This window comes from Lysobacter sp. H21R4, assembly GCF_015277535.1.
Lineage (GTDB): Bacteria > Pseudomonadota > Gammaproteobacteria > Xanthomonadales > Xanthomonadaceae > Novilysobacter > Novilysobacter ciconiae.
The window spans coordinates 1,306,166-1,330,712 of sequence record NZ_CP063772.1 but is presented as its reverse complement, the minus strand read 5'-3'; the positions used below and the strand labels follow the sequence as shown (position 1 = coordinate 1,330,712).

At 66.7% G+C, this 24,547-nt stretch carries 24 protein-coding genes and 1 tRNA gene; 16 read left to right on the top strand and 9 right to left on the bottom strand.

What is annotated here, in order from left to right:
• Positions 1-7 precede the first annotated feature (7 nt).
• Positions 8-1,345: an MFS transporter gene (locus INQ40_RS06110; RefSeq protein WP_194342251.1), complete on the bottom strand. Its 1,338-nt coding sequence runs from the start codon at positions 1,343-1,345 to the stop codon at positions 8-10.
• Between the two features lie 79 nt (positions 1,346-1,424).
• On the opposite strand from INQ40_RS06110, the gene INQ40_RS06105 reads away from it, so the two are divergent.
• The 5 genes from INQ40_RS06105 to INQ40_RS06085 all read left to right on the top strand — a co-directional run bounded on the left by INQ40_RS06105 (position 1,425) and on the right by INQ40_RS06085 (position 6,201).
• The gene (locus INQ40_RS06105) at positions 1,425-1,997 is read left to right on the top strand and encodes an NADPH-dependent FMN reductase (protein WP_194342250.1); all 573 of its coding nucleotides are present in this window, start codon (positions 1,425-1,427) and stop codon (positions 1,995-1,997) included.
• 18 nt (positions 1,998-2,015) lie between these two features.
• On the top strand, positions 2,016-2,915 hold the full coding sequence (locus tag INQ40_RS06100; RefSeq protein WP_194342249.1) for a pirin family protein: 900 nt from the start codon (positions 2,016-2,018) through the stop codon (positions 2,913-2,915).
• A gap of 119 nt (positions 2,916-3,034) precedes the next feature.
• The gene (locus INQ40_RS06095) at positions 3,035-4,234 is read left to right on the top strand and encodes an MFS transporter (protein WP_228482150.1); all 1,200 of its coding nucleotides are present in this window, start codon (positions 3,035-3,037) and stop codon (positions 4,232-4,234) included.
• Between the two features lie 15 nt (positions 4,235-4,249).
• Positions 4,250-5,500 carry a cytosine deaminase gene (codA, locus tag INQ40_RS06090; RefSeq protein ID WP_194342248.1) on the top strand — a complete coding sequence of 417 codons (1,251 nt, stop codon included), beginning with the start codon at positions 4,250-4,252 and terminating at the stop codon, positions 5,498-5,500.
• A 113-nt stretch (positions 5,501-5,613) separates the two neighbouring features.
• Positions 5,614-6,201 (top strand): YSC84-related protein, encoded by a 588-nt coding sequence (locus tag INQ40_RS06085; RefSeq protein WP_194342247.1) that lies wholly within the window; start codon positions 5,614-5,616, stop codon positions 6,199-6,201.
• 58 nt (positions 6,202-6,259) lie between these two features.
• Here the strand turns inward: INQ40_RS06085 and INQ40_RS06080 are convergent.
• From INQ40_RS06080 to pssA, 6 genes are all read right to left on the bottom strand, one after another.
• Positions 6,260-6,346 (bottom strand) — tRNA-Leu (locus INQ40_RS06080).
• 52 nt (positions 6,347-6,398) lie between these two features.
• Positions 6,399-6,797 carry a hypothetical protein gene (locus tag INQ40_RS06075; protein WP_194342447.1) on the bottom strand — a complete coding sequence of 133 codons (399 nt, stop codon included), beginning with the start codon at positions 6,795-6,797 and terminating at the stop codon, positions 6,399-6,401.
• 47 nt (positions 6,798-6,844) lie between these two features.
• Positions 6,845-7,048, bottom strand: coding sequence for a PspC domain-containing protein (locus tag INQ40_RS06070; RefSeq protein ID WP_194342246.1), 204 nt, complete (start codon positions 7,046-7,048; stop codon positions 6,845-6,847).
• A gap of 28 nt (positions 7,049-7,076) precedes the next feature.
• The gene (locus tag INQ40_RS06065) at positions 7,077-8,183 is read right to left on the bottom strand and encodes a class III poly(R)-hydroxyalkanoic acid synthase subunit PhaC (RefSeq protein WP_194342245.1); all 1,107 of its coding nucleotides are present in this window, start codon (positions 8,181-8,183) and stop codon (positions 7,077-7,079) included.
• A 1-nt stretch (position 8,184) separates the two neighbouring features.
• A complete protein-coding gene (gene phaE, locus INQ40_RS06060) occupies positions 8,185-9,561 on the bottom strand; it encodes a class III poly(R)-hydroxyalkanoic acid synthase subunit PhaE (RefSeq protein WP_194342244.1) in 1,377 nt (458 codons plus the stop codon).
• Positions 9,562-9,630: 69 nt separating this feature from the next.
• The gene (pssA, locus tag INQ40_RS06055; protein WP_194035562.1) at positions 9,631-10,251 is read right to left on the bottom strand and encodes a CDP-diacylglycerol--serine O-phosphatidyltransferase; all 621 of its coding nucleotides are present in this window, start codon (positions 10,249-10,251) and stop codon (positions 9,631-9,633) included.
• Between the two features lie 160 nt (positions 10,252-10,411).
• Here pssA and dinB point away from each other — a divergent pair, with 160 nt between their 5' ends.
• The 5 genes from dinB to INQ40_RS06030 are packed head-to-tail and all read left to right on the top strand — an operon-like array spanning position 10,412 to position 17,556.
• Positions 10,412-11,506, top strand: a complete 1,095-nt coding sequence (gene dinB, locus INQ40_RS06050; protein WP_194342243.1) for a DNA polymerase IV — start codon at positions 10,412-10,414, stop codon at positions 11,504-11,506.
• Positions 11,507-11,555: 49 nt separating this feature from the next.
• A complete protein-coding gene (gene lexA, locus INQ40_RS06045) occupies positions 11,556-12,191 on the top strand; it encodes a transcriptional repressor LexA (RefSeq protein ID WP_193987015.1) in 636 nt (211 codons plus the stop codon).
• Positions 12,191-12,898 (top strand): translesion DNA synthesis-associated protein ImuA, encoded by a 708-nt coding sequence (gene imuA / locus INQ40_RS06040; protein ID WP_194342242.1) that lies wholly within the window; start codon positions 12,191-12,193, stop codon positions 12,896-12,898. The genes lexA and imuA overlap by 1 nt, the downstream gene beginning before the upstream one ends.
• Positions 12,899-12,907: 9 nt before the next feature.
• A complete protein-coding gene (locus tag INQ40_RS06035) occupies positions 12,908-14,353 on the top strand; it encodes a DNA polymerase Y family protein (RefSeq protein WP_194342241.1) in 1,446 nt (481 codons plus the stop codon).
• Positions 14,350-17,556, top strand: a complete 3,207-nt coding sequence (locus tag INQ40_RS06030; RefSeq protein WP_194342240.1) for an error-prone DNA polymerase — start codon at positions 14,350-14,352, stop codon at positions 17,554-17,556. The genes INQ40_RS06035 and INQ40_RS06030 overlap by 4 nt, the downstream gene beginning before the upstream one ends.
• Positions 17,557-17,569: 13 nt before the next feature.
• Here INQ40_RS06030 and INQ40_RS06025 read toward each other — a convergent pair whose 3' ends face one another.
• Complete coding sequence (locus tag INQ40_RS06025) at positions 17,570-18,367, bottom strand: tRNA threonylcarbamoyladenosine dehydratase (protein ID WP_194342446.1); 798 nt, start codon at positions 18,365-18,367, stop codon at positions 17,570-17,572.
• A 96-nt stretch (positions 18,368-18,463) separates the two neighbouring features.
• Here INQ40_RS06025 and INQ40_RS06020 point away from each other — a divergent pair, with 96 nt between their 5' ends.
• Together INQ40_RS06020 and INQ40_RS06015 are read left to right on the top strand one after the other, a co-directional pair.
• Entirely contained in the window at positions 18,464-18,928 is a 465-nt protein-coding gene (locus tag INQ40_RS06020) for a cytochrome c (RefSeq protein ID WP_194342239.1), read from the top strand.
• 102 nt (positions 18,929-19,030) lie between these two features.
• Positions 19,031-19,513 (top strand): glycine zipper 2TM domain-containing protein, encoded by a 483-nt coding sequence (locus INQ40_RS06015; protein ID WP_194037424.1) that lies wholly within the window; start codon positions 19,031-19,033, stop codon positions 19,511-19,513.
• A gap of 92 nt (positions 19,514-19,605) precedes the next feature.
• Here the strand turns inward: INQ40_RS06015 and INQ40_RS06010 are convergent, their stop codons facing one another.
• Positions 19,606-19,815 (bottom strand): cold-shock protein, encoded by a 210-nt coding sequence (locus INQ40_RS06010; RefSeq protein ID WP_043957790.1) that lies wholly within the window; start codon positions 19,813-19,815, stop codon positions 19,606-19,608.
• 199 nt (positions 19,816-20,014) lie between these two features.
• Here INQ40_RS06010 and INQ40_RS06005 point away from each other — a divergent pair, with 199 nt between their 5' ends.
• The 4 genes from INQ40_RS06005 (at position 20,015) to INQ40_RS05990 (ending at position 24,509) form a co-directional block, all read left to right on the top strand.
• A complete protein-coding gene (locus tag INQ40_RS06005; protein WP_194342238.1) occupies positions 20,015-20,500 on the top strand; it encodes a DUF456 domain-containing protein in 486 nt (161 codons plus the stop codon).
• Positions 20,501-20,608: 108 nt separating this feature from the next.
• Positions 20,609-21,874 carry a phospholipase D-like domain-containing protein gene (locus INQ40_RS06000; RefSeq protein WP_194342237.1) on the top strand — a complete coding sequence of 422 codons (1,266 nt, stop codon included), beginning with the start codon at positions 20,609-20,611 and terminating at the stop codon, positions 21,872-21,874.
• A 22-nt stretch (positions 21,875-21,896) separates the two neighbouring features.
• Entirely contained in the window at positions 21,897-23,300 is a 1,404-nt protein-coding gene (locus tag INQ40_RS05995; RefSeq protein WP_194342236.1) for a mechanosensitive ion channel family protein, read from the top strand.
• A gap of 81 nt (positions 23,301-23,381) precedes the next feature.
• A complete protein-coding gene (locus tag INQ40_RS05990; protein WP_228482182.1) occupies positions 23,382-24,509 on the top strand; it encodes a phospholipase A in 1,128 nt (375 codons plus the stop codon).
• Positions 24,510-24,547 lie beyond the last annotated feature (38 nt).

The window sequence follows — 24,547 nt, the reverse complement described above, 5'->3', positions numbered from 1 at the left end:
GGTCTCATCACTCGCCGTCATCGGTGGTGTTGGCCGCCGTGCGGGAGACTTCGGGCAAGCGCCACGACCACGCTGTGCCGAGCAGGCCCATGGCCCCGAGCAGGAGCAAGGCCCAGGAAGTGCCCAGCATGGCCACGGCCGCGCTGAGGCCACCGGTCACCAGCAGCAGCACCCCGATCACGGTGTTGCTGACCGCCGTGTAGTCGGTGCGCCGGTTGCCCTCGGCCATGTCCACCAGGTAGGTCTTGCGGCCGATGCGTACACCGGAATGGGCGATCGCAAACACAAAAAACGCCCCGGGATAGAACCATCCGCCGACGCGCCACGAGGGACTCAGCAGCGTCAGTCCGGCGACGAACAGGCACACCGCAGCGGCCAGACCGCCGCCCAGGATCATCACCTGACGGCTGGACGCATCCGCCATGAAGCCCCACACGCTTGCGCTGACCGCGCTGGCCAGCCCGGATGCGACGACGAAGCCGCCCAGCAGCACGGCGCTTTCATCCCTCTGCTGCGCGAGTACCACCACGAACGGCGAACCCAGGGCGGACGCCAGCAGGAACGCCCGGGCGATCACGAAGTTGCGGAAGGGCGCATCGCGCCCCAGCAGGCTGAGGCTGCTGACGGCCTCCCGCAGGGCGTTGCCACCACCGGCCGTCTCGCCGTCGAACTCATCCAATCCGGCAAACACCGCAGCCGCCACAAACCAGCACAGCCCGGCCGCCAGCAGGAGGAATGAGTAAAAACGCATGCTGGGATCACTGCCGCCCTCAAACAGCAGCAGCCCGACGATCAGCGCGACCACGCCCGACAGAGTGGAAGCCAACCCGGCCAGGCGTCCCCGCCGGGACCTCGGCACGGTCTTGCCCTGCACGTCCTTCATGGCCACCGAGCAGAACCCGCGGCTGACGCTGAACACCACCAGCAGACCCACCACCGTCAGTGCCGCCGGCACACCCTCCAGAAGCCAAACGGCCAGGGCCATGCCGAGCACGGCCAGCCCCTGCAGGATCGCGCCCATCACCCAGAACCACTTGCGGACCGGGTGCCGTCGGACCCAGGCGCCGATCACCAGCTGCGGAATCAGCGAGCCGGACTCGCGGATCGGCACCAGCACCCCGACCAGTGCCTGGGGCGCACCGACCGCCACGATCAGCCAGGCCAGCACGGTCTTGGGGTTGATCAGCAGGTCACCGATCTTGGTGAACATGCTGGCGACGATGATGCGGAAGAAGTTGCCGGGCACTTCCCTGCACGCATCCTCGCTGATGTCGGTGCAGACGCGCGCGTCCTCTTCATTGGCGACCAGCGCGTAGAGACGCTCGGTGGAGCTAAGGTGTTTCATCGATCCGTTACTGCCCCGGCCGTATAAGGGTCCCAGATACTACGGGAGGTCCCTCCCGTCGGGCACAAGGAGCTGAGCGATGAAGACGTACAAAGTTGGGTACCTGATTGGCAGCATGGCCACCGAATCGATCAACCGGAAGCTGGCCAATGCGATGTTCAAGCTCGCACCGGAAGCGTTGCAGTTCGAGGAGATCTCCTACCGCGACCTGCCGATCTACAGCTACGACTACGACCCGGACTACCCCGAGGTCGGACGCAAATTCAAGAAGGACATCGAGAGCTGCGATGCGATCCTGATCGTGACCCCGGAGTACAACCGGTCCGTTCCCGGCGGGCTGAAGAACGCGTTCGACTGGGCCAGCCGCCCGTGGGGGACCAACTCGTTTGCCGGGATTCCCAGCGCCGTGGTCGGTGCATCGATCGGTGCGATCGGGACCGCCGTATGCCAGCAGCACCTGCGCAGCATCCTGGGCTTCCTCGACTCCCCGCAGATGAATTCACCCGAGGCCTACATCCACTTCAAGGACGGGATGATCAATGACGCCGGCGAGATCGCGAACGAGTCCACCGCGAAGTTCCTTGGCAACTACCTCAAGTCCTTCCACGAGCACATCGAGCACATGCTGAGCAAGGTGCCCAGTGACAGCTGACTCAGAAGGAGTACCTGCGTGATCGAACTTGTCATCCAGCAGCGCACCCGTGACCTCGGCAGTTTCGAGGTCGGACGCGTCCTTCCGTTCGCGCAGCGCCGCATGGTGGGCCCGTACATCTTCTTTGACCGCATGGGCCCCAAGGACATGGCGCCCGGCCTGCCGCGCGAGGCGGACGTGCGCCCGCATCCGCACATCGGTCTGTCCACCCTGACCTATCTGTTCGATGGCGAGATCATGCATCGCGACAGTGTCGGATCGGAGCAGGCGGTGGGTCCCGGCGAGGTCAACCTGATGACATCGGGCAGCGGAATCACGCACTCGGAGCGCTTTGAACGCCTGCGCCGGGAAGGCGGGCTGCTGGACGGCATCCAGGCCTGGGTCGCACTGCCCGACGAGCGTGAGGAAATGGACCCCGGGTTCTGGCACTACACCAGCGCGGCGCTGCCGGTCTTTGACGCCGACGGCGTGGTCGGGCGACTCATTGCCGGGCGCCTGTCGGGGGTGGTCTCGCCGGTGCGGACCGAATCTCCGCAGTTTTATGTCCACTGGGACATGCGTGATGGCGCACGGGTCTCGCTGCCTGCCGAATACCCGGAACGTGCGGTCTACGTGGCACGAGGCGCGGTGGAGCTGGCCGGCCAGCGCATCGAGCAAGGAGTCATGGCCGTCCTCGCGCCCGGCAAGCCGGCAACCATCGCCGCCGACGGCGACGCGGTGGTCATGGCGCTGGGCGGCGATCCGGTCGGACCGCGCTACATCGACTGGAACTTCGTGTCCTCCTCCAGGGAGCGCATCGACCAGGCGCGCGAGGACTGGTCCGCCGGGCGCATGAAACTGCCGGACCTCGACAACGAGGAATTCATCCCGCTGCCGCCGAAGATCGGCGAGATGCGCGAACCCGAACCGATGTCCTGACGCTCCGGACGTTCACCTGCAGGTAACGTGCCTCCGCCGAGCTTGGCTCGGCGGGTCGTCCAGATTCCACCCATTACCAGACGCCTGGAGCCGGGATACTCGCCTACAAGGAGAGTACTTTGTCCGCCACTGCCCCCTCCTCCGACAAGCCCACCTTTTCCTGGTTTGTTCTTGGCCTCATGGCCAGCGTCACGTTCGTGGGAATCCTGTCCGAGCTCGTCCCCTCGGGCATCCTCCCCCAGATGACCGACGGGCTCGGGATTGAGGAAAGTGACGTCGGCTTTCTGGTGGGCGTCTATGCGCTGGCCTCCGCCGTCGCCGCCATTCCCTTGATCAGCGCGACCCTCGCCTTCAACCGCAAGGCGTTGCTGATGGCCCTGCTGATCGGCTTCGCGTTGTCCAACGTGGTGGTTGGCGTGTCCTCTTCCTATCCCATCATCATCGGGGCGCGGATTGTCGGCGGCGTCTGCGCGGGCGTGATGTGGCCGATGATCGCCGCCTACGGTACCCGCCTGGTACCCGAGCACATGCACGGCAAGGCCATCACGGTGATCATGTCCGGCAACACGCTGGGCATCAGCATCGGCCTGCCGGCGATGACAGCCCTCGGTCTCGCGCTCGGTTGGCGCAGCGTGTTCCTGGGGCTGGGTGCCATCGTCGCAGTGATCGCCGTGCTGTCATATTTCTTCCTGCCCTCCATCGGCGGCGAGAAGCTCGACAGGACCAACTCGCCGCTGGCGATGTTGAAGATGCCGTCGATCCTGATCGTCCTTCTGCTGACCTTTTTGTCTGTCGCAGCGCATTACGGTGTCTATACCTACATCGCCCTGCTGGTGGAGATGATCGGTTTCGCCGGCGGCATCGGAATCGCCCTGCTGATATTCGGGATCGGCTCGGTGATTTCGGTGGTCGTTTCGGCGCGTTACATCGATGCGTACCTGCGGCCCCTGATCGTGGCCATGCTCGGCGTCGGCGGCCTCTCCATGGCGATGTTCCTCGCATTCAAGGGCACGGTGGGGGTCTCGCACGTGGCGTTCTTCCTGTGGGGACTGGCCTTCGGCCCGCTGGTGACCATGTACCAGACCGCTGTCAGCAAGCAGGTCGAGAGCGCCAAGGATGTGGCCACGTCGGTGCAATCAAGCGTGTTCAACCTCTCGATCATGATCGCGACCTGGGTCGGCGGCATGCTCTTGAACCGCTCCCCTTCCGAGGGAGTCAGGCACATCGTCTACGTGTCCCTCGCCTGCTTTATCGCGGCCATCGTCATTGCGTTCCTGGCCAGACGCACGCTGCGGTCTTCCCCCGGTCCGTCGCCGTAAACGAAAGGGAGCATCATGAAAAAGTTCACCCATGCACGAATCTATCGACAGCACGACGAGGTCAGCGAAATCCTCGTCGACAAGGGCGCCATCAAGCAGATCGGCAGGAACCTGCCCGCCGCCGAAGAGGAAATCGACCTGAAGGGTCGCCTCGTAGTTCCGCCCTATGTGGATTCCCACCTGCATCTTGACTACGTCTATACCGCCCAGAGCGAGGGCGCGGCGAACACCAGCGGCACGCTGTTCGAAGGCATCGCCCGCTGGCACGACGTCAAGAAAACCCAGACGCTGGAAGATGCAAAAGAACGGGCGCTGAAGGGCATCGAGGAAGAAGTCTCCAAGGGCGTCCAGTTCATCCGCACCCACATCGACGTCTGCGATCCGAAGCTGACTGGCCTGAAGGCGATGCTGGAGATCCGCGCTCAGCTCAAGGAGAAGGTCACCATCCAGATCGTCGCGTTTCCGCAGGAAGGCATGTACGCCTACAAGGGCGGCGACGAGATGATGGAGGAGGCGCTGAAGATGGGCGCGGACTGCGTCGGTGGGATTCCGCACTTCGAATGGGCCCGCGAGATCGGTGAGAAGTCCGTCCGCCGCACCGTGGAGCTGGCCGAGAAGTACGGCAAGCTGATAGACGTGCACTGCGACGAAACCGACGACGTGATGAGCCGTCACGTGGAATTGCTCAACGCGTTGGTGATGATCGAAAACATCGGCACCCGCTCGACCGCCAGCCACACATGCTCGTTCGGGTCGGCCGACAACGTCTGGGCGTTCCGCATGATGGGCCTGTTCAAGCAGTCGGGGATGAACTTCATCGCCAACCCGACCGAGAACGCCTATCTGCAGGGCCGCCAGGACACCTATCCCAAACGCCGCGGCCTTACCCGGGTCAAGGAGATGTGGGAGAGCGGCATCAACGTCTGTTTTGGCCAGGACTCGATCAACGACCCGTGGTATCCGCTCGGCAACGGCAACATGATGAACATCCTCGACAACGGCATCCACCTGGCGCAGACGATGTCGTTTGACGAGATCGATCGTTGTCTGGACCTGATCACCTACAACGGCGCCAGGACGCTCAACGTCGAAGATCAGTACGGCATCGAAGAGGGCAAGCCGGCCAACTTCCTCGTGCTGGATGCCCGCTCGCCTTTCGAAGCGGTTCGCCAGCGCGCGGACGTACTGGCCTCGATCCGCAACGGTGAATACCTGTTCAAGCGCCCGGAACCCGGTTACGAGATCGCCCTCGATCTCCTCGGGTAGTTGCCGGTCGTTGACAGGTACGTCTCGCGGCTGCTGCTAGCTTGGAAGCCCGATGTCCGGTGAAGCCAGATCCTACCGACCAACATCATTTCCGGAACAAGGAGAAATACCGCATGACTTCCCAGGTTTTCCGTCCGGTGGCCATGGCCTCTGTGCTTGCGCTCTGCGCGTTCATGTTCGTCGGCTGCACCACGACATCGCCATCGGGCCGCACAGATGTACTTTCGTCAACAGGCGACATCGATGCACAGACCGACGCCGCGCTGGCCCGGCTGTACAGCGAGGTGCCCGGCGCGCGCGAACTCGGTTCTGCAGCGAAGGGCATACTGGTTTTCCCTTCGGTGGTTGGCGGCAGCTTCGTCGTTGGCGCCGAGTACGGACGCGGCTCCCTGCGAACCACCGACAGCCCGAGGCGCTACTACAGCATCGCCGTCGGCTCGGTAGGCTGGCAGGTCGGTGCCCAGTCGAAGTCGGTCATCTACATGTTCACGACGACCGAATCGCTCAACAAGTTCCGCAACAGCAAGGGCTGGACCGCGGGTGTCGATGCGACGGTTGCCGTCGCCAATATCGGTGCCAACGGCAGCGTCGATACGTCCTCGATGGAAGCACCCGTGGTGGCGTTCGTTCTCGCCAATACCGGCCTGGAAGTCGGCGCGTCGGTGCAGGGCATGAAGGTCACCGAGCTGTCGCGCAAGTAAGCTGAGACTCGGCCAAAACAAAGGGCCTGCGATCGTTCGCAGGCCCTTTGTTTTTATCTGGTGCCGAAGGGGGGACTCGAACCCCCACAATGTCTCCATCGGCGGATTTTGAATCCGCTGCGTCTACCGATTCCGCCACTTCGGCGCGGACCGGGAGTATAGCGGAGCGCGCGAGTCGTGCTCCAGCTTTTTTGCCGTCACCACGGCCACCAGCCCCGGCCGCTCAGGGCATAGCGATCGGCCGCGCGCTCGAAACGGTTGCGCGCACTGACGCCGCCGCACAGCAGGTACAGCGGCAGGAACAGCGGCCCAAGCACCATGTACTGGAAGACGTGGGCGCGCTCATGGTCCGCCAGGCAAACCGGTTGCTCGTTGCCCCATCCGGCCCGGTGCGCGTAGGTCAGGCAAGAGGCATCCAGATCATCGCCGGTATGGATGATCACATTGCCCAGCGTGAGCGCCCCGCCCGGTCCCCAGCGCCAGTGATGGAACACCAGGGCCAGATCGGCCGCACGCCAACGGGCGCGCGCGCCAAACGGCATCCCGGCGATTCCCAAGGCGAGCCCCAGTAGCGTGTTCGGCAATGTCCAGGTCATGCCGGCGAGCACCGCCAACGTCGCCCCTGGCGGACGCACGCGACTTGTCAGGAACCTTCTTCCGGCATCAGCAGCCACAGGATCAGGTAGACGATGATGCCGGGGAACGCAGCCGACGCGATTGAGAAGATCACGTACAGCAGTCGCAACAGATTGGCGTTCCAGCCGAAGCGTCGGGCGACGCCGCCAATGACGCCGGCCAGCATGCGATCGCTACGCGAGCGGGTGAAGGGAGCGGATGCAGAGTTCATGGGGAAACCTCCGGGGTCAACGCGCGTGTCAGCGCGACCGCTGCGCCAGCCAGTCGTGCACGGCCTGTGGAACCTCCCGCTGGGCGCGGCTGGAGACGTAGATACCGATATGGCCGCCGCGGAAGGAGAGTTCGCTGTAGTCCTCCGTGCCCACCAAGCCACCCAGCGCCTGCGATGAGGACGGCGGCACCAGATGGTCGTGCTGGGCGAACACGTTCAGCACCGGCATGTCAACCCGGGACAGGTCGACGCTGCGGTCGCCAATGCGGATGCTGCCCTTGATGAAGCCGTTGGCCTGGTAGAACTGTTTGGTGAACTGGCGAAATGCCTCCCCGGCCTGGTCGGGCGAGTCGAAGATCCAGTTCTCCATGCGCAGGAAGTCCTTCAGCGCCTCCTTGTCATCCATGATGTCGATCAGGCCCACGTACTTCTGCACGAACAGCCGCCAAGGCTTCAAGGTCAGGTAGGTGAAGTTCATCATGTCGGCCGGGATGTTACCCAGCGTGTCGACCATCAGGTCCACGTCGACTTCGCGGATCCAGTTCGACAGCATGTTGTCTTCGGTGTGGAAGTCCACCGGAGTGACCATGGTGACGAGGTTCTTGATCTTCGTGGGGTTCAGCGCCGCGTAGCACAGCGAGAACGCGCCGCCTTGGCAGATGCCCAGCAGGTTGATGGCGTCCAGGTGATGGGCCGCGCGGATGTGGTCGATCGCACCGCCCAGGTAGCGCTGGATGTAATCCTCCAGCTCAAGGTAACGGTCGGAGCGATCGGGGTAGCCCCAATCCAGTATGTAGACGTCCTCGCCGCGGGCCAGCAGCCCACGCACAATCGACTTGTCTGCCTGCAGGTCCACCATGTACGGCCGGTTGACCAGCGCGTAGGCGATCAGCAGGGGCACCTTGGCGGTAGGCGCGCGACCGTCTTCCAGTTGCGCGCCACGGTAGCGGTACAGGGTGACCTTGCCGTCGCTCCAGACCTCCTCCTTCGGCGTCGCGCCGTAGCTGATGTCGCCGACCTGGTGAAGCGTCTTCAGTCCGGCGCGCATCTTCTCCTGCACGGCGCCCGCTTCCCGGGCCAGCGCATCGGCGCTGAAATCAAAGGGGCCGACCGAGAATGGTGAGGAAGTGTCCATGTCAGCCGGCCTTTGTGGTGGTCTTCTTTACTGCCGCGGCGGAAGCGGTCGCAGCCGTCTTTTTTGCCGGCGTCTTGCGGGTCGCGGTCTTGCTGGCGGCAGATGGTTTGGCACTCTTCTTTGCGACGGTCTTGGCCGGCCGCTTGCTGCTGGCAGTTTTGGCGACGGTCTTGGCTGCTTTACTGGCCGGTTTGCGGGTCACCCGCTTTGCCACTTTCTTGGTCGCCCTGCCACTGACGTCGTCGGTCCCACCGATATCCCGCTCCCTGCTGGCGGGCCGGGCGGCAGCCGCCGGTTGCGCGCCGGGCGCGGTCGTGGACTCTGGCGCTCCGGACCCGGTCGAATTGGCAGTTGTGGCCCGCGACGACATGCCGGATCCGGCAGCATCGATCCGGTCGCGCAACTGGCGCAATTCGCGCTCCAGCTGGGTGATCTTGCGGTGCGCGGCATCCACTTCAGTCCGCGAGGGCATGCCCATCGAATCGCCCAGGTGCTCGATTTCCTTCTGCACCGCTGCGCGCAACGCCATCTGTGCGTTGCCCAACGCGCCATAGGCATCGCGGAACCGGGGCGAGATGGCGATGTCGGCATACGCATCTTCGGCCGCATCGATCCACAGGTCGAACAGCGCGCCCATGGACTCCAGCCTGTTGCCTGGCTGGCTGCACTCGTCGAGTTTCTTCTCGAAGCGCTTGAAGGCATCCTGCAGCGCTTCGCTCATCAGCGCCTGGTAGCCCTTGTTGTGGCGCTGGTATGCCTGCTGCGCCTGGATGAGCTCCTTCCAGCGCTGCTCATGCTCGCGGTTGAGGCCGAACGTCGGGGTTTCCAGCCAGGCGTTGCTGCCCTCGCGCAGCTTCTCCAGCCACGGTGACACCTGCGCCATCCACTGTTCGAAACCCTGCTGGCCCTGCCCCTGCATGCCCTTGAGCGCATCGGCGAAGGGGTTGGCCGCGTGGCCACCGAACATCTCCTTCCATGCCTGGCTGACATCGCGCGCGCTGGCATCCTGCCCGGCAAAGCGCGCAGCCAACTCCTGGATCTGTGCGTACCAGCCCTGCGCCTGGGTATTGAAGCGCTGCACGGTCGCGTCGGCCTGCGGCATCCCGCCGCTGGCCAGTTGGGACCACCAGTTCACCGCCTCGTTCCAGCCGGGCAGGCCCGGGGTCGCGGTCGGGCCGTTGCCACCGGGGAAACCCATGCCCGGGAAACCAGCAGTGCCGACGAAGCCCGACGCCGGCGCACCCTGGCCGCCTGCGCGCAGCATCTCGCCCCACTGGCTCCAGTACTGACGGGCCAGTTCGCCCAGTTCCCCGGCGTCGGCGACGTTGCCGAAACCACCGGGAGGAAACCCGCCCGAACCAAATCCCTGATTGCTCATTGAACCTCTCCCAAGCTGGCGTTGATCATAGCAACGCCGTCGTTGCGTACCCGTGCACCACGCGCTTCATCAGGGTTTGGGAATCCGCACCGTTTTGCTGACCATCAGCACGCCGGACAGCGCGAACATCAGTACCAGCGGATGGAATTGCCACGGACCGATCTTCAGCACGCCCAGCCACAGCTGCGATCCGATCGCGCCCTGCGCCGCGGCGATCCACAGCACGATCACCAGCACCAGACTGGTCGGGATCGGCGTGCCTTCGAAGTACTTGACCTTGCCCTCGTCGCCGGACAACTGCTCGGCGGTAACGTTGTAGCGCGCCAGTCGGCTCACCCCGCAGCCCACGAAGAAACTCAGGATCACCCAGTCCCAGCCGCCCTGCATGCCGCACGCATAGGCAAGCGCCGCCGGCGCCACGCCGAAGGAGATCACGTCGGCCAGCGAGTCCAATTCGCGGCCCAGGGTGGACGCGGATTTACGCCAGCGCGCGACCCGGCCGTCCAGCGCATCGAAGATGAAGGCCAGAGGGATCAGCGCCATGCCGATCATCAGGTCGAACACCACGCCCTCCTGCAGGAAGCGCATTGCGGCGAAGATCGCCCCGGTGCCGCAGAACGCGTTGCCAAGGGTGAACCAGTCCGCAAGCTGGAATTCGCGGAGCATCGAGAAATGACGGGGTTGCTGCATGGGTGGCTCCGGAGCGGTCGGCGGGCATTGCGCGAACCAGGATCCCCAGCGTGCCAAAGAGCGCGTGACGACGGCAACCGGGGCGGCAACTTGTCGCACAATGGATGCAGTCGGCGGCCTGCCCGACCGTTGTTCCTTTCAAAAGACTCCGCTTTCCCCGATGCCCACCCCGCTTCGCAAGATCCTCCACGTCGACATGGACGCCTTCTATGCGTCCGTCGAGCAGCGCGACGAGCCGTCACTGCGCGGCAAGCCGGTGGTGGTGGCGTGGCGCGGTGCGCGCTCGGTCGTCGTGGCGGCGAGTTACGAAGCTCGTGTGTTCGGCGTGCGCTCGGCGATGCCGGCGATGCGGGCCGAGCGCCTGTGTCCGGATGCGATCTTCATTCCGCCGGACTTCACGCGCTACAAGGAGGCCTCGCGATTGGTGCGCGAGATCTTCCTGCGCCACACCGATCTGGTGGAGCCGCTGTCCCTGGACGAGGCGTACCTGGATGTCACCGAGAACCGCAGCGGCCTCCCTTCTGCCACCGCTACCGCCGAGGCGATCCGCGCCGCAATCAGGGCGGAAACCGGGCTGACGGCCTCGGCCGGCGTCGCGGGCAACAAGTTCCTGGCCAAGATCGCCTCGGACTGGAACAAGCCCGATGGCACCTTCGTGATCCGGCCCCGCCACGTGCAGACGTTCCTCACTCCCCTGCCGGTCGGCCGCCTCCCCGGGGTGGGCAAGGTGATGCAGGGCAAGTTGGCCGAGCTGGGCATCGCTACCGTAGGCCAGTTGCGCGAGGTCGCCGGCGAGGAGCTGGAGTTGCGCTTCGGTCGCTGGGGCCGCCGCCTGCATCAGCTGTCGCGGGGCATCGACCACAGCCCCGTGCGCTCGGAACGGTTGAGTGTGCAGATTTCCTCCGAGGACACCTTCGAGCGCGACCTCCCCTTGGCCGAACTGGAGCCGCACATCCGGCGTCTGGCAGAGAAGACCTGGGACGGCTACCAGCGCCAGCGGCAGCGCCATCCCGATCGCACGCCGCGCACGGTGGTGCTGAAGCTCAAGACCGCTGATTTCCGCATCCTGACCCGCAGCCTGACGCCGCCTACGCGGCCGGCCACGCTGGACGCCTTGGCCGACATCGCCTGCGACCTGCGCGACCGCGTCGCCTTGCCCGGGGACACGCTGTATCGGCTGGCCGGAGTCGGGCTTTCGGGATTCATCAAGGAGGATCCAGGCAGCGTGCAGACGGAATTGTTCGACCTCGCCTGAGTGGCGACGTATCTCAATGCGTGAGACGGACAGGTACTATTATTAGTACATGGACCTCTCCGACACCCAGCACCGCCTGCTCGCCTATCTGCGCGAGCACATCGCCCGTCACGGCTACCCCCCGTCGCAGATGGAGATCGCCCGTGCCTTCGGTTTCCGCCAGAACCGCTCGGCGCGGCACCACCTGGAAGTGCTCGCACAGGCGGGCCTGATCGAACTGGCCACCGGACGTGCGCGCGGTATCCGGCTGACCGGCCCGGGCACTGCCGGCACCCCGGGCGATGGCCTGCTGCAGGTGCCTTTGCTGGGCCGGGTCGCGGCCGGCCAGCCGATCGGTTCGGACCCGGAGGTGCGGCGCGAACTCACCCTGGACCCGTCCCTGTTCCGCCTGCGTCCGGACTACCTGCTGGAGGTCGAGGGCGACTCGATGATCCTGGACGCCATCCTGCCCGGCGATCTGATTGGCGTGCATCGCACGCCGCAGGCCCGCCACGGCCAGACGGTGGTGGCCCGGATCGAAGGCGAGCTGACGGTGAAGCGACTGGACACCGGCGGCGCGGAAGGCAATGGCGGCCACCTGCGCCTGCTGCCGCGAAACCCGGCCTACGCCCCGATCGAGATCGACGCCCGCATCGTTGACTTCGCCATCGAAGGGCTGTTTGCTGGACTGGTGAGGCCGGGCTGATGGCGGTGGTCAGCTCCCTGGAGTCCCTGCTGGAGTCGCGCCAGGTCTGGCGTGGCCGGCCTGCCCCGCGCGCGCCATCCAGCCAGCCGACCGGTTTTCCCGATCTGGACGATGCTCTGCCCGAGGGCGGCTGGCCGGAAACCGGCCTGACCGAGTTGCTGTTGCCGGCCGACGGCGTGGGCGAACTGCGCCTGCTGTGGCCGACCCTGGCCCGGTTGTCGCAGGCCGACGGCATGATCGCGCTGATCGCGCCGCCGTACCTGCCCTATGCGCCTGCCTGGATGAATGCCGGGATCCGACTGCAGCGTTTGCAGATCGTCCGCGCCGATCCGCGTGACGCGCTGTGGGCCACCGAGCAGTGCCTGCGTTCCGCGGCCTGCTCGGCGGTGCTGTGCTGGCCCCGTCAGGTGGACGACCGCGCCCTGCGCCGCCTGCAGGTGGCCGCCGAGGCCGGGCAGTGCCTGGGGTTTGCGCTGCGCCCGATGAAGGCGGCAGCCAATCCCTCGCCGGCGGCACTGCGGATCGCGGTCGACGCCGATCCTGCCCGGTTGCGGGTACTCAAGTGCCGCGGAGGCAATCCGCCCCCGCAGGCGATCCCGTTTGCCGCGGACGGCAGCCGGCCGCCTTCCCGGCAGGGCGGCGTGGTCCGGGCCTTCCCACCCTCACGCGTGCACAAGTTGCATGCGCTGCCGGCGCGGACCCATTGAGATCCGCCAATGCTCTGGGCCTGCATCCTCCTGCCGCAACTGGCGCTCGACGGCGTCCTGCGCCGCCACCCTGACCCCGCCGCCCCACTGGCGCTGGTGACCGGGCCGGCGCAGCGCCGCGTGCTGCGCGCCGTCAACGCCTCCGCCAAAGCCGCCGGATTGCGGGCCGGCCAATCCCTGGGCGCGGCGCAGGCCCTGTGCAGCCGCTTCACCGCCGTCGCCCACGATCCGGCCGACGACGTGCGCTGGCACAGCTTCCTGGCCGCATGGGCCTACCGCTACAGCTCGCTGGTCAGCCACGAGATGCCCTCGGCCCTGCTGCTCGAGGTCGAGGCCAGCTTCAAGCTGTTCGGTCCCTGGCCGCGGTTCGAGGCGCAGCTGCGCGAGGACCTCAAGGCGCTGGGATTCCGCCACCGCATCACCCTGGCACCCAACCCGTATGCCGCCCGCGCGTTGGCCAACCAGCATGACGGGCTGGCCATCCTGACCGATGGTCCCTTGCACAACGCGCTGGCCCAGTTGCCGGTGGAGCGCAGCGGCCTGCCCGCCGAGGTGGCCAGCAGCCTGCGCCGGATGGGGCTGCGCAAGCTGGGCCAGGTCGTCGCGCTGCCGCGCGTGGCGCTGGGCCGGCGGGTGGGCAAGGACGCCCTCGCCCACCTGGACCGCCTCACCGGCGCATTGCCGACGCCACTGCGTTATTACCAGCCGCCCGACAGCTTCAGCTCGCGGATCGACCTCAACTACGACGTCGAGTCCAGCCAGGCGCTGCTGTTTCCGCTGCGCCGCCTGACCGCCGACCTGGCCGCCTACCTGGCCGGACGCGACGGCGGCGTGGAACGCTTCATCCTGGTGCTGGAGCACGAGCGCTGCGCCGATACCGAGGTGGTGGTCGGCCTGCTGGCGCCCGAGCGCGACCCGGCCATGCTGTTCGAACTGGCGCGGGGCCGGCTGGAGCAGGCGCGGGTTCCCGCCCCGGTGCGCGGCGTGCAGCTGCTGGCCCGTGAACTGCCCCCGTTCGTGCCGGCAGGTCGCGACCTGTTCGATGCGCGCCCACAACAGGCGGTGCCGTGGGAGCAACTGCGCGAGCGCCTGCGGGCCCGGCTCGGCGATGAATCCGTGCAGGGTCTGGGCGTGCGCGCCGACCATCGCCCCGAACGGGCCTGGCAAGCCGAGCACTCGCGGGTCGCTCCGCCGGCCGACCTGCCCCGTCCGGGCTGGCTGCTGCCGCATCCGGTGCCGCTGCGCGATCACCAGCTGCGCATCCTCGCCGGACCCGAACGCATCGAGACCGGCTGGTGGGACGGCGACCTGCGCCGTGATTACTACCTGCTGCAGACCAGCCAGGGTCAACGCGCCTGGGCCTACCGCGCCGCCGGCGATCCCCCGCGCCTCACCGGCCACCACCCCGCCAGCAGCGCGGCGGATGGCTTCATGTTGCACGGCTGGTTCTCATGAGCGCGCCCCTGCCCGCCTACGCCGAGCTGCACTGCCTGTCCGCCTTCAGCTTCCAGCGCGGGGCATCGACTGCGGCCGAGCTGTTCGAGCGCGCCCGGCAACAGGGCTACAGTGCCCTGGCGATCACCGACGAGGGCTCGCTGGCCGGCATCGTGCGCGCGCTGGAGGCGTCGGAAAAATCCGGCGTGCCGCTGATCGTCGGCAGCGAGATCCAGCTGGAGGACGGACCGAAGCTGGTCCTGCTGGTGGAGAACCTGGCCGGCTATTCGCGCCTGTGCCAATGCCTGACCCGCGCCCGCCGGCGTGCCCCCAAGGGCGAGTACCGGATGCTGCGCGAGGACTTCGCCTCCGACGCCGCATCGCGCGACAGCCATCCGGGTACCGACGGCCTGCTCGCGCTCTGGCTGCCACGGGGCGACACCCGCGATGACGCCCTCGACAGCGAACAGGCCCGCTGGCTGCACGCCAGCTTCCCGGACCGCGCCTGGCTGGCGGTGGAGCTACATCGCGGCCCGGACGACGACGCCCGCCTGGCCCGCCTGCGCCGCCTGGGAGAGCGCATCGGCCTGCCGCTGGTCGCCACCGGCGACGTGCATATGCACGTGCGCGGCCGGCGCGCCCTGCAGGACACCCTGACCGCGGTCCGCCACCACACCACCCTGGCCGATGCCGGGCACCGCCTGTTCTCCAACGGCGAGCGCCACCTCCGCAGCCGCCGCGCGCTGGCGGCGATCTACCCCGAGGAGCTGCTCGCCGAGAGCATCCGCATCGCCGAACGCTGCCGTTTCAGCCTGCGCGAACTGCGCTACGAATACCCCCACGAACTGGTGCCGACCGGCCACACCGCCGCCTCCTGGCTGCGGCAACTGGTCGAGGAAGGCGCGGCGTGGCGCTGGCCCGGCGGCGTCCAGCCCAAGGCGCGCGCGCTGATCGAGCACGAGCTGGAACTGGTCCACTACAAGCGCTACGAGTCCTACTTCCTCACCGTGCACGACATCGTGCGCTACGCCCGCTCCTGCAACATCCTCTGCCAGGGCCGCGGCTCGGCCGCCAACTCGGTCATCTGCTACGTGCTGGGCGTCACCGAGATCGATCCGGTGCTGATGGACCTGCTGTTCGAGCGCTTCATCTCCCGCGAGCGTGACGAGCCGCCCGACATCGACATCGACTTCGAGCACGAGCGCCGCGAGGAAGTCCTCCAGTACGTCTTCAAACGCTACGGTCGCGAGCGCGCCGCGCTGACCGCCATAGCGACCCAATACCGCGGCCGGGGCGCGGTACGCGACGTCGGTCGCGCACTGGGTCTGCCGCAGGACCTGCTGGGCGAGCTGGCCTCCACACTGGACCGCTGGAGCGGCCAGGCGCCGCTCGACACACACCTGCGCGAGCGCGGCTTCGACCCCGAATCCCCGGTGATGCGCCAACTGGTGGCGCTGACCGAGCAGCTGATCGGCATGCCGCGCCACCTCTCCCAGCACCCGGGCGGCTTCGTGATCTCCGAGCATCCGCTGCACACCCTGGTGCCGGTGGAAAACGCGGCGATGGACGACCGCACCGTGATCCAGTGGGACAAGGACGATCTGGACGCGATGGGCCTGCTGAAGGTCGACTGCCTCGCGCTGGGCATGCTGACCGCCGTCCACAAGACCCTGGACCTGCTGCGCGCCAGCGGTCGCCGCGACATCACCGTCGCCGATATCCCCGTCGATGACCGCGACACCTTCGAGATGATCAGCCGCGCCGATACCGTGGGCGTGTTCCAGATCGAGTCGCGCGCGCAGATGGCGATGCTGCCGCAACTGCGCCCGCGCGAGTTCTATGACCTGGTGATCCAGGTGGCGATCGTCCGTCCCGGTCCGATCCAGGGCGACATGGTCCATCCCTACCTGCGCCGTCGCCGCGGCGAGGAGGCGATCACCTATCCCTCGCCCCAGCTGGAGACCGTGCTCAAGCGCACCCTGGGCGTGCCGCTGTTCCAGGAGCAGGTGATGAAGATCGCCATGGTCGCCGCCGACTTCAGCGCCGACGAGGCCGACCGGCTGCGCCGCTCGATGGCGGCATGGAAGCGTCGCGGCGGGCTGGAGCCGTACCGCGAGCGGCTGATGGCCGGCATGCTGCGCAATGGCTACAGCGTCGAATATGCCGAGCGCCTGTTCGAGCAGATCAAGGGCTTCGGCAGCTACGGCTTTCCCGAGTCGCACGCGGCCAGCTTTGCCCTGATCGCCTACACCAGCAGCTGGCTGAAATGCCATGAGCCGGCCGCCTTCGCCTGCGCGCTGATCAATTCCTGGCCGATGGGCTTCTACTCGCCCGACCAGTTGCTGCAGGACGCACGCCGCCGCGGCATCCGCACTTTGCCGGTGGACGTGCGCTACAGCGACTGGGACTGCAGCCTGGAAGCGAATGCAAATGCGAATGCGAATGCCGCGCCCGCGCTACGCGGCTCCACGTCGATGCAACGGCGCTCCGCCCGATCCGGCGAATCCCCCCAACCCGCCATCCGCCTCGGCCTGCGCATGGTGCGCGGTTTCAGCATGGAGGCCGCGCTGCGCATCGAACAGGCACGCGCGCAATCGCTCTTCCACGATGTCGCCGACCTGTGCGCCCGCGCGGCACTGGATCGTCGCGCCCAATCCCTGCTGGCCGATGCCGGGGCCCTGCGCGGACTGGCCGGACACCGACACCGCGCGCGCTGGGCGATCACCGGTATCGAACCCCAACTGCCCCTGTTCGCCGACCCGGCCACCAGCCGCGAGCCCGAACGCATCGTGCTGCCCCTGCCCTCGCCCGATGAGGACATGCGCGCGGACTACGCCATGACCGGCACCACCCTGGGCCGCCACCCGCTGGCGATGCTGCGCCGGATCCTGGATGCGCGGCGCTGGCGACGCTCGGGCGAGATCGCCAAGCTTCCACACGGACGCCACGTTCGCGCGGCCGGACTGGTGACTCTGCGCCAGCGTCCGCAGACCGCCAGCGGCGTGGTTTTCCTCACCCTGGAGGACGAGGACGGCATGACCAACGTGGTGGTCTGGAACGAATTGGCCGTGCGCCAGCGACGTGAACTGCTGGAATCGCAATTGCTGGCAGTGGAAGGCCGGCTGGAATCACGCGGCGGCGTGCAGCACCTGATCGCCAAGCGACTGGAAAACCTGACCCCATTGCTGGGAACGCTGGACACCCGCTCGCGCGACTTCCACTGAGCGGCCGTCGCAATCAGGCCGTAGCCCGCCCCTTCAACAGCAGCTCCAGCGCCCGGCCCACCATCGCGAAGGCAAACGCCCCGGTGACGTGCGTCGCCGCACCCAGACCCGCGCCGCAATCAAGTTTCAGCGACGCTTCGCCCGCCACTTTCGGACGCACACCGCAGACCGTGCCATCGACCTGCGGGTACTTCACGTTTTCCAGCGAGTACACCGCCGGCACGCTGAAGTAGCGCTGCGGGCTGCGCGGAAAATTGAACTCGGCGCGCAGCTTCTTGCGGATCAGCGCCAGCATCGCGTCATGCTCGGTACGCGACAGGTCACGCACGCGGATCTGGGTCGGATCCAGCCGCCCGCCGGCCGAACCGCAGACCACCAGCGGCAGCTTCCCGCGCCGGCACCAGGCAATCAGCTCCACCTTGCTGCGGAAGCTGTCGCAGGCGTCCAGCACAAGGTCGAAATCACGGTCCAGCAACTCGCCCACGTTCGCGGCGGTCAGGAAGCTCTCGACCGCCTCCACCTCGATCAACGGGTTGATGGTCCGGCACCGCTCCGCCATCGCCACCACCTTGGGCCGCCCAAACTGGCCCTCGTGCGCAGGCAGCTGCCGGTTGGAGTTGGACACGCAGATGTCATCGGCATCGATCAACACCAACCGGCCGACGCCGCTGCGCACCAGCGCCTCGACGACCCAGGAGCCCACGCCGCCCATGCCGACGACAGCCACGCGCGACTGGCTGAAACGGGCAAGCGCGCCGGTGCCATACAGCCGATCAATACCGCCGAATCGCTCCAGCAGGACAGGGTCCAGGGGGTGGTTTTCCATCGCGACATTGTAGAGCCCGCGGCCGGCTGGAGTCCGCGCGGTGCGTGCTATCGTTCGGCCAAACATCAGGAAGCGAGCCCCATGGACAACCCCCAGCGCGAGACCCCGTACGGCGACCACAAGCCCCATGGCAACGGCGCCAAGTACATCATCCTGCTGCTGGTCGGCCTGGCCATCGGCGTGCTGGCCACGGTGATGCTGCTGCGCGCGCTGGAAGGCCGCAAGACCTGGCAGGACCACTTCCCGGGCGCCGCCATGCACCTGATGGAGGCCCATGCCGCGCAGTTGGGCGGGAAGATCAAGGCCAACCGTTGCAGCGCGTCCGACTCCCAGCCGCACATCAAGGCGCTGCGCACCGTCAGCGACGACCTTGAGCCCGCCTTCCCGGGCCTTGCCGATGACGCGCGCTTCGCGGGCCACGCCGGCGACCTGCGCGCCACCCTGGATGCCGCGCTCGCCAGTCCGGCCGAAGGATGCGAGAGCCTGGCCGCGACCACAAAAAAGATCGGCGAAAACTGCAAGGCATGCCACCAGGACTTCCGCTGATTCCCGGCAGGTATCGCGCGGATTGACCCTGCGTTCATCGGCACCGCCCTAAGTTGGCTGCGTGGCTTGTTGCCCACCCCAAATCCAAGGTCGGAGAACCCCATGAACATCACCAAACAGCGCTCCATCACCACCGCGTTCGTCGCCGCCGCCGCGCTTGCCATGGCCGGCTGTGCGACCAGCCCGGGCTACAGCTCCGGCGGCTACAACACGCAGCCCGCCTACGGCAGCCAGACCAGCTGCCAGGACTGCGGCACCATCGTGCGCATCGAGCACATGGGTTCGACCGGCTCCAATGTTCCCAACGCGACCGGCGCGGTACTCGGCGGCGTGGTCGGCGCGGTAGCCGGGCGTGAGCTCGGCAGCAGCAAGAGCAAGGGCAAGCGCAACACGGCGACAGTCGCCGGCGCAGCTGCCGGTGCCCTTGCCGGCAACGCGATCCAGAACAACGTGCAAGGTGACGTCTACCGCGTCCACGTGCGCATGGACAACGGCCGCACCGTGTCGGTTGACCAGAAGAACGTCAACGGCATGCGCGAAGGTTCCTACGTGCGCGTTTACGGCGGTGCTGCCCACCTGCGCTGAGCCAGCATGATCTGATCGCCTGCGGCAGTCATTGCGCAGGCAACAAAAAACCCCGGACTGGCCGGGGTTTTTTGTTGCCGCAGTTCCGTCCCTTACTCGGGGCGGACCTGGTCGGCCTGCAAGCCCTTCTGGCCCTGCGTGACCACGAAGGAGACCGCCTGGCCTTCCTGCAGGCTCTTGAAGCCGTCGGACTCGATGGCCCGGAAATGGACGAACACGTCTTCGCCATTCTCACGGCTGATGAAGCCAAAACCCTTGGCATCGTTGAACCATTTTACGGTTCCGTTTTCACGGTTGGACATCTTGAAGCTCCCTGGAACAGTCTGAGTTGAACCGGCGCGGCTGCGCCAGGCTGGTTGCAAGGAAGAAACAAGGTGCAACGATGAGCGATCCGGGAACCAGCACATCGGGCCGTGATTCACGATGACCCTGACAAACAGCGGCCCGAAACTACCCCGGGAACAGTGATAATGCAATCACTTGTGCTGACGGATTCACGATTTGGACCTGCAATCGCTTTACTACGCGCTCGCCGTGGTGCTGGTGGTGCTGGGCGTGGCCGGGACGGTCCTGCCCGCCATTCCGGGCATCCCGCTGATATTCGCCGGCATGTTGCTGGCCGCGTGGGCCAACGGCTTTGAGCAGGTCGGACCGTGGATCCTGCTGGTTCTGGGTGTGCTGACCGTGTTGTCGGTTGCCATCGATCTGCTTGCGACGGCCGTAGGCGCCAAGCGGGTCGGCGCGAGTCGACTGGCGCTTGCCGGGGCCGTCGCAGGCACCGTGGCGGGCCTGTTTTTTGGCCTGCTCGGGCTGTTGGCCGGACCGTTCGTGGGCGCGCTGGCGGGCCAGCTGTTGCACGACCGCCACCTGGGGCGCGCGACACGTGTCGGCCTTGGCACGTGGCTTGGCATGCTGGTGGGGACGGTGCTCAAGATCGGGGTGGTCTTCGCCATGCTGGGGATCTTTGCCGCGGCGTGGTTTTTTTGACCGGCGCCGCCGGCGCGCCGCGCATTCTTCACGTTATGCGCCGCCCCGGACATTCACAGTAGCCGCGGAGACAAGGGGAATTCCATGCTGTCCTGGAGCCGCAAACATATGACATGGGTCATCGTGCTGACTGTGCTCGTCACTGCCATCGTGGTCGTGATCGGACTGAACTTCTCGACCTCGGAAAAGCACATCGAGCGTCGCATCAACCACCACTATGCAACCGGAGACGAGCAGTACGAGCGCGAGATGGCGGTCATGCTCGGGCCAGGGATACTGCCGGGCAACAAGGTGCAGGCGTTCAACAACGGGCGCGAGATCTTTCCGGCGATGCTGGACGCCATCCGCGCCGCGCGAACCTCGATCACCTTCGAGACCTACATCTACTGGTCCGGTGAGATCGGCCGCGAATTCAGCGATGCGCTGTCGGAACGCGCCAGGGCCGGGCTGCCGGTGCACGTGACCGTCGATTGGGTCGGCAGCCTGAAGATGGACCAGGCGCTGCTGCAGTCGATGGAGGATGCGGGCGTGGAGGTGCAGCGCTACCGGCCGTTGCACTGGTACAGCCTGACCCGGATGAACAACCGCACCCACCGCAAGCTGCTGGTCGTCGACGGCCGCGTCGGCTTCACCGGCGGTGTCGGGATCGCCGACCAGTGGGAAGGCAAGGCCGAGGATCCGGATCACTGGCGCGACATGCATTTCCGGATCGACGGGCCGGCCGTCGCGCAGATCCAGGCCGCGTTCAACGACAACTGGATCAAGACCACCGGCGTCGTGCTCAGCGGTCCGACCTACTTTCCACCGCTCGAGCACGCGGGCGACATGGACGCGCACATGATCATCGCCTCGCCCGCCGGCGGCAGCGAGAGCATGCACCTGATGTACCTGATGTCGATCGCCGCCGCGGAGGAATCCATCGATCTCGCGGCTGCGTACTTCGTCCCTGACGAGCTGATCGTCGAGGCCCTGCTGGCCGCGCGCGAACGTGGCGTGCGCATCCGCGTCCTCCTGCCCGGACCGCACATCGACTCGGCCACGGTGCGGATCTCGTCGCGCTCGACCTGGGGCGCGCTGTTGCGCAACGGGATCGAGATCCACGAATACCAGCCGACGATGATGCACACCAAGTTGCTGGTGGTGGACCGCCAGATGACCTCGGTCGGCTCGACCAACTTCGATATCCGCTCGTTCAGGCTAAATGACGAGGCCAGCCTGAACATCTACGACCGTGCGTTTGCCGAGGCGATGACGGCGGTGTTCGAGCACGATCTGAAGTCCGCCAAGCGCTACACCCACGAGATGTGGCTCAACCGCCCGTGGCGCGAGAAGATGGCCGAGCGTGTGTCGCTGCCCTTCAAGTCCCAGTTGTGATCCCACGGTGCGGAATGTGTTGATGCCCAGATCGTCGCTCCTGCCCCTGGCGTTGCTCGCAGCGCTGTTGGTGTTGTTGCTGCCCGGCGTGGCGCCGGCCTCGCAGGATCCGGGCCTTGCTCAGCTCGAACGCCCCGCCGCCGCTGAGGACAGCGGCGCCGCCGAACGGCCCGGAACCGATCCTGATGCGATTCCGGACGCCGAGGCGGCCGCGCCGGACGATGACGCGCTCACCCTGCAGGTCGCGCGCCGCCTGCAGAAGGCCGACGGCATGCAGGACGTCAACGTGACGGTGACCGCCGGGGTCGCCCGCCTGGAAGGCAGCGTGCTGGAGGTCGAGGACCGCACGCTGGCCGAGCAGATCGCAAGCCAGCACCCCGGCATCAGCGCGGTGGAGAACCACCTGACCCTCAGCACGCACCTGATCGACCGGCTGGACGCGGCAAGCGCCATCGCGATGGACAAGGTGTTCCGCCTGCTGGCGGCGCTGCCCTTGCTGATCGTCGCGGTGGCGATGGTGGTCGCGTCGTGGTGGCTGGGACGCTGGCTGGGCGTGCGCATCGGCAAGCACAAGCTGCGCACCGCCAATCCGTACATCAACGGGCTGGCCCGCAACCTCGTCCAGTGGCTGGTGCTGATCGTCGGTGTCCTGTCCGCGCTCAACCTGCTGGGTGCGACGTCACTGCTCGGCGCGGTGCTGGGCTCGGCCGGGGTGATCGGCCTGGTGGTCGGCTTTGCCTTCAAGGACATCGCCGAGAATTACGTCGCCGGCGTGCTGCTGGGCCTGCGCCGGCCGTTTTCGCCGGGCGACACCCTGCGCATCGACACCTACGAGGGCAAGGTGGTCGCCCTTACCTCGCGCGCAACGATTCTGATGACGCTGGACGGCAACCGTCTCAGCCTGCCCAATGCGCTGGTGTTCAAATCGGTCGTGCTCAATTTCAGCAGCAACCCGAAGCGCCGCTTCGACTTCGTGATACCGGTCGACGCCGCCTCATCCATGGGCACCGCCCAGGAAACCGGGCTGGAGCGGATCGCCAGCATCGATGGCGTGCTCGCCGATCCGCGGCCGTCCTCGATCATCAACAGCTACGACGGCAACGAGCTGCGGATCCACTTCTTTGGCTGGATCGACCAGCGCAAGAACGATCTGGGCGGTGTGCGTAGCGCAGCGATCCGCGCGGTGCGCAACGGCTTCTTCCTGGCCGGCATCCAGCCGCCGCGCTCCATCCAGCACGTCGTGGCAATGCCCGCCCCCGATCAGGCCACCGCCATTGCCGAGCCTTCCCCGGCCGAAGCGGTGGCGATGGACGAAAGTCCCGACACCGCGCCGCAGGACACGTCCATCAACCGTGATATTGATGAACAGCTCGCGGATGAGCAACGTGCCCACTCCCCCGACGACCTGATGTCGCCCGACCCCTGAACCCCCATGAGCGAACCCGTGAAACAACCGCCTGCGCTCCGCCCCGCAACCCTGCCCCTGTTCGTCCTGGCGTCGCTGGCCATGGCCGCGCCCGTCGCGGCGCAGGACCTGATGTCGCCCGAGTCCCCGAGCACTGCCGAGGCATGTGTACCGCTCAGCCTCGATGTCGAGCGCCTGGCCTGCTACGACAACGTGTTTGCCCGACGCGCGGCCGATACCGCGCGTGCGGACGAGGACGCCGATGTCGCCCGCGAGCAGCGCGCGCAGCGGGCCGAGCAGGACATCCAGCAAGGTCAGGCCAGCCCGGCGGCGGCGCGCGCGCGTCTGGTGGCCGGCAATCTCTTCAGTACCGACACCGGGGATGACGCGCTGGTCGATCGCATCGCCAATGCCGGCAAGGGCGGCCTGCTGGACAGCCGCTGGGAGTTGGCCCGCGACTCCAAGCTGGGCATCTTCAACCTGCGCGCCTACAAGCCCGTCTACCTGCTGCCGACGGTCTGGAACAGCAGTCCCAACAAGGAGCCGAGCAGCTCGGACCCGGACATTCCGGCGCAGCCGGTTTCGCTGAAAAGCGTGGAGGCGAAGTTCCAGGTCAGCTTCAAGACCAAGGCGCTGGAAAACCTGATCGGCAACAACGGCGACCTGTGGATGGCCTACACCCAGACCTCGCACTGGCAGGTGTTCCAGGGCGATGATTCGCGCCCGTTCCGCGAGTCCAACTACGAGCCGGAAGTGCTGCTGGTGTTCCGCAACAACTACGGGCTCCCCGGGGGCTGGCGCGGGCGCATGCTCGGCGTGGGCGTCAACCACCAGTCCAACGGGCGCGCCGATCCCCTCTCGCGCAGCTGGAACCGGGTGATGGCGAACATCGGCATGGATCGCGAGGACTGGGCACTGATGGTGCGGCCATGGTGGCGGCTGTCGGACGGCAGCGATGACGACAACCCCGGCATCGAGAACTACATGGGACGCGCCGATGCGACGCTGGTGCATGTACGCGACGGCCACGAGTTCGCGCTGATGGCGCGGCACTCGCTGCGTAGCGGCAGCGATTCGCGCGGCGCGGTGCAGTTCGATTGGGGATTCCCGCTGACCCGAACCCTGCGCGGCCACGTGCAGGTGTTCGACGGCTACGGCGAGAGCCTGATCGACTACAACCATCGCTCGACCCAGGTCGGCCTGGGCATCTCGCTGCTGGAGTGGTTCTGACGCCCGCCTGAGATTGGCCGGCGGTCTCATCCGGTGCG

Excerpts from the sequence above, each read along its gene's own strand:
- INQ40_RS06105 (WP_194342250.1), top strand. The coding sequence starts at position 1,425 with ATGAAGACGTACAAAGTTGGGTACCTGATTGGCAGCATGGCCACCGAA.
- dinB (WP_194342243.1), top strand. The coding sequence starts at position 10,412 with ATGCCCACCCCGCTTCGCAAGATCCTCCACGTCGACATGGACGCCTTC.
- codA (WP_194342248.1), top strand. The coding sequence starts at position 4,250 with ATGAAAAAGTTCACCCATGCACGAATCTATCGACAGCACGACGAGGTC.
- INQ40_RS05990 (WP_228482182.1), top strand. The coding sequence starts at position 23,382 with ATGGCCGCGCCCGTCGCGGCGCAGGACCTGATGTCGCCCGAGTCCCCG.
- INQ40_RS06065 (WP_194342245.1), bottom strand. The coding sequence starts at position 8,183 with ATGGACACTTCCTCACCATTCTCGGTCGGCCCCTTTGATTTCAGCGCC.
- INQ40_RS06000 (WP_194342237.1), top strand. The coding sequence starts at position 20,609 with ATGACATGGGTCATCGTGCTGACTGTGCTCGTCACTGCCATCGTGGTC.
- INQ40_RS06070 (WP_194342246.1), bottom strand. The coding sequence starts at position 7,048 with ATGAACTCTGCATCCGCTCCCTTCACCCGCTCGCGTAGCGATCGCATG.
- imuA (WP_194342242.1), top strand. The coding sequence starts at position 12,191 with ATGGCGGTGGTCAGCTCCCTGGAGTCCCTGCTGGAGTCGCGCCAGGTC.
- INQ40_RS06020 (WP_194342239.1), top strand. The coding sequence starts at position 18,464 with ATGGACAACCCCCAGCGCGAGACCCCGTACGGCGACCACAAGCCCCAT.
- INQ40_RS06085 (WP_194342247.1), top strand. The coding sequence starts at position 5,614 with ATGACTTCCCAGGTTTTCCGTCCGGTGGCCATGGCCTCTGTGCTTGCG.
- INQ40_RS06015 (WP_194037424.1), top strand. The coding sequence starts at position 19,031 with ATGAACATCACCAAACAGCGCTCCATCACCACCGCGTTCGTCGCCGCC.
- phaE (WP_194342244.1), bottom strand. The coding sequence starts at position 9,561 with ATGAGCAATCAGGGATTTGGTTCGGGCGGGTTTCCTCCCGGTGGTTTC.
- INQ40_RS06075 (WP_194342447.1), bottom strand. The coding sequence starts at position 6,797 with ATGACCTGGACATTGCCGAACACGCTACTGGGGCTCGCCTTGGGAATC.
- INQ40_RS06035 (WP_194342241.1), top strand. The coding sequence starts at position 12,908 with ATGCTCTGGGCCTGCATCCTCCTGCCGCAACTGGCGCTCGACGGCGTC.
- lexA (WP_193987015.1), top strand. The coding sequence starts at position 11,556 with ATGGACCTCTCCGACACCCAGCACCGCCTGCTCGCCTATCTGCGCGAG.
- INQ40_RS06110 (WP_194342251.1), bottom strand. The coding sequence starts at position 1,345 with ATGAAACACCTTAGCTCCACCGAGCGTCTCTACGCGCTGGTCGCCAAT.
- pssA (WP_194035562.1), bottom strand. The coding sequence starts at position 10,251 with ATGCAGCAACCCCGTCATTTCTCGATGCTCCGCGAATTCCAGCTTGCG.
- INQ40_RS05995 (WP_194342236.1), top strand. The coding sequence starts at position 21,897 with ATGCCCAGATCGTCGCTCCTGCCCCTGGCGTTGCTCGCAGCGCTGTTG.
- INQ40_RS06010 (WP_043957790.1), bottom strand. The coding sequence starts at position 19,815 with ATGTCCAACCGTGAAAACGGAACCGTAAAATGGTTCAACGATGCCAAG.
- INQ40_RS06030 (WP_194342240.1), top strand. The coding sequence starts at position 14,350 with ATGAGCGCGCCCCTGCCCGCCTACGCCGAGCTGCACTGCCTGTCCGCC.